Here is a 2,793-nt window from a genome sequence, read left to right as displayed (position 1 = left end):
GGTCTGGCCACCGCGACCGCCATGGTTGCCATGGTCGCCATGCTCGTGTCCGCCGCCCAGGCAGCTCGAGTCGCTGGTACCGCAACAACGGCCGCTCCACAGGTCGTTGGTCTTGGTTTCGGCGCAGCTGACGGTCTGGTCCGCCAGCGCGGATCCGGCCATGGACGTCACCGCGACAGCGGCGAGCAGGGCATTTCGCAAAAAGGCAGTCATTTGAAGTCTCCAGGGTTGGTTTCCGTACGCGGCTGTGTCGCCGGCAGCGACGGTTTGGTTCATGGAGACTGTGAAAAATTCTGGGAGGGTGGCGCGGGACGCGGCCAGCAAGTCTCATTTAACGTTGGCGCCGCCAACCTATGATGTAAAAGCAGCCAAGGGCGGGACCAGCCGCCTCAACGCTTGGAATGCAGACTCAATCGTCGGTTACTGCACCGCGCCGACCAGCACCTGCTGGCCGCCACGGATCGACACCCAGCGCCCGGTGTTGTCGATCGCCTGGCGCTTGAGGAAGCGGTAGCCGGTCTCGTCCCAGGCCTTGACCTTGTCGTTCAGATTGTCGAGCACATAGTCGCCCCTGTCGGTGCGCACAGTCAGCACCGCGTGGCCTTCACCATCGGGTTTGCGCACGACGGTGATCAGCAGATCGGCGAGCGACACACCCATGCGGTAGAGCTGGCGGCGCTTTTCCAGCACATAGTCCTCGCAGTCACCGACGCCCTTGTCGGGAAAGGCCCAGACTTCGTCCTTGCCGTAAATGTCGTAGTCGCTCATCGGCTTGACGGCGGCGTTGACCTTGGCGGTGATGCTGGCGAGCTTGCGCAGGAACGCATCGGTCATCTTGGCCGGCGCCAGATTGGCCGGCCGGATCGAGCATTCGCCGAGATTTGCCTTGCAGAAATCGTAGTGTCCGATCGGCTGAGAGGTCAGGCCGCCGGTCACCATCGCTCCCGCGGCGACTGCGGGCGCCGCCCACAATCCCGAAATCGCCAGCCCTGCGACCGCACACAAGCGCAGCGTCCGTGCCATCGGTGAGGAAATCATTGTCCCCGTTCGCCCTTGTTGTTAACGAAACGTTAAGGGCGATTTACAGTCCGTGTCAATTACGAGTCTGGCCTGATTGGCGGCATGGTTACTTCCGCGATCCTGACAGCGGCACTTGTGCAACAGGACGATCCGGGCGCGCTGAAGGCTGCCGTGACGGCGTCCCGAACTCCCCGCCTCGCTCAGCCCTTGGCCGAGCGCACAAGTCTTGGCTTCGCCGCAACGCGCATCTGGCGGCCGTAGCTGGTGATGAAGTCGACGATGCGCGGCACTATCTCGGAGCGGAAGCGCGAGCCGTTGAAGACGCCGTAGTGGCCAACCGCCGGCTGCATGTAGTGGGCCTGCCGGTCGGCCGGGATGTTGACGCACAGATCGTGCGCGGCCTGGGTCTGGCCGAGGCCGGAAATGTCGTCGTTCTCGCCCTCGACCGTGAACAGGGCGACGTTGCGGATCGCCGAGGTGTCGACCGGATTGCCGCGATGCATCATCTCGCCCTTCGGCAAGGCATGGCGCACGAACACGGTGTCGACCGTCTGCAGGTAGAATTCGGCCGTCAGGTCCATCACCGCCAGATATTCGTCGTAGAAGTCGCGGTGCTTCTCGGCATTGTCGCCGTCATGCTTCACCAGGTGCATGAAGAAGTCCTTGTGAGCGATGATGTGGCGGTCGAGGTTCATGCTCATGAAGCCCGAAAGCTGCAGGAAGCCGGGATAGACCTCGCGGCCGAAGCCGGGCACTGGCCACGGCGCCTGCATAATGACGTTGTCGCGGAACCAGCCGCTGCCCTTTTCCTCGGCGAGCAAATTGACCGCCGTCGGATTGCGGCGGGTGTCGATCGGCCCGCCCATCAGCGTCATCGTCGAGGGCACGAAGGGGTCGCCGCGCTTTTCCATCAGCGCCACCGCCGCCAGCACCGGCACCGAGGGCTGGCACACCGCCATCACATGGGTGTCGGGACCGAGCGCATGGAACATCTCGATGATGTAGTCGATATAGTCGTCGAGATCGAAGCTGCCGTCGGCAAGCGGCACCATGCGGGCATCGACCCAGTCGGTGATGTGCACGTCGGCATAAGGCAGCATCGCTTCCACCGTGCCGCGCAGCAGCGTCGCGTAGTGTCCCGACATCGGCGCCACGATAAGCAGCTTCGGATCGGGCTTGCGGCCGGCGGGAACGGCCCGCTCGAAACGGATCAGGTTGCAGAACGGCTTTGACCACACGGTCTTTTCGCTGACGTCGACGCTCTTCCAGTCGACCACGGTCTTGTCGAGGCCGAATTGCGGCTTGCCGTAGCGGCGCGTGGTGCGCTCGAACAGTTCGGCGGTTGCCGCCACCGAGCGGCCCCAAGGCGTGTGCGCGATCGGATTGAGCGGGTTGGTGTAGAACATCCGCACCGCGTCGGCATAGACGCGGGCTGGCTGCAGCGCGGCGTGGTTCAATTCGTAGAGCTGGTAGTACATCAAGGACCCCGCTGCTGCTTGCGACCCAAGAACGCGTGCAGCGCCGAGCCTCAAATGTCTCGCGGCGAGGTTAACAACATATTGTTGCGATGCAATACGTCATGTCGAATGATCAATGCTTCTTTCGACCAAGGCGTTGAGAATCCGCCTTGACGGGCGGCAGCCGGCTCACTGTGCGTTGCCGAAGTGTGTAGGAAACATGTCCGGCCCTCTTGCCGGACATGTCAGACATATCACACGCGCGCCATGCACACGGCGGTGTGGCCCGAGCCGATGAAGCCGAGCTGGTTGGCCG

At 63.1% G+C, this 2,793-nt stretch carries 3 protein-coding genes; 1 reads left to right on the top strand and 2 read right to left on the bottom strand.

Annotation, left to right across the window (positions count from 1 at the left end; all coding sequences use genetic code 11):
- Positions 1-357, top strand: a 357-nt coding sequence (locus tag EN742_RS38820) for a hypothetical protein (protein WP_210214497.1), incomplete at its 5' end; no start/stop codon positions are given.
- Between the two features lie 63 nt (positions 358-420).
- Here the strand turns inward: EN742_RS38820 and EN742_RS30610 are convergent.
- Positions 421-1,038, bottom strand: coding sequence for a transglutaminase-like cysteine peptidase (locus tag EN742_RS30610; RefSeq protein ID WP_126057311.1), 618 nt, complete (start codon positions 1,036-1,038; stop codon positions 421-423).
- A gap of 182 nt (positions 1,039-1,220) precedes the next feature.
- The gene (locus EN742_RS30605) at positions 1,221-2,498 is read right to left on the bottom strand and encodes a polyhydroxyalkanoate depolymerase (protein ID WP_126057310.1); all 1,278 of its coding nucleotides are present in this window, start codon (positions 2,496-2,498) and stop codon (positions 1,221-1,223) included.
- Positions 2,499-2,793 lie beyond the last annotated feature (295 nt).

Source organism: Mesorhizobium sp. M4A.F.Ca.ET.020.02.1.1, from assembly GCF_004022645.1.
Lineage (GTDB): Bacteria > Pseudomonadota > Alphaproteobacteria > Rhizobiales > Rhizobiaceae > Mesorhizobium.
This window is presented reverse-complemented; position numbering and strand designations above follow the sequence as displayed.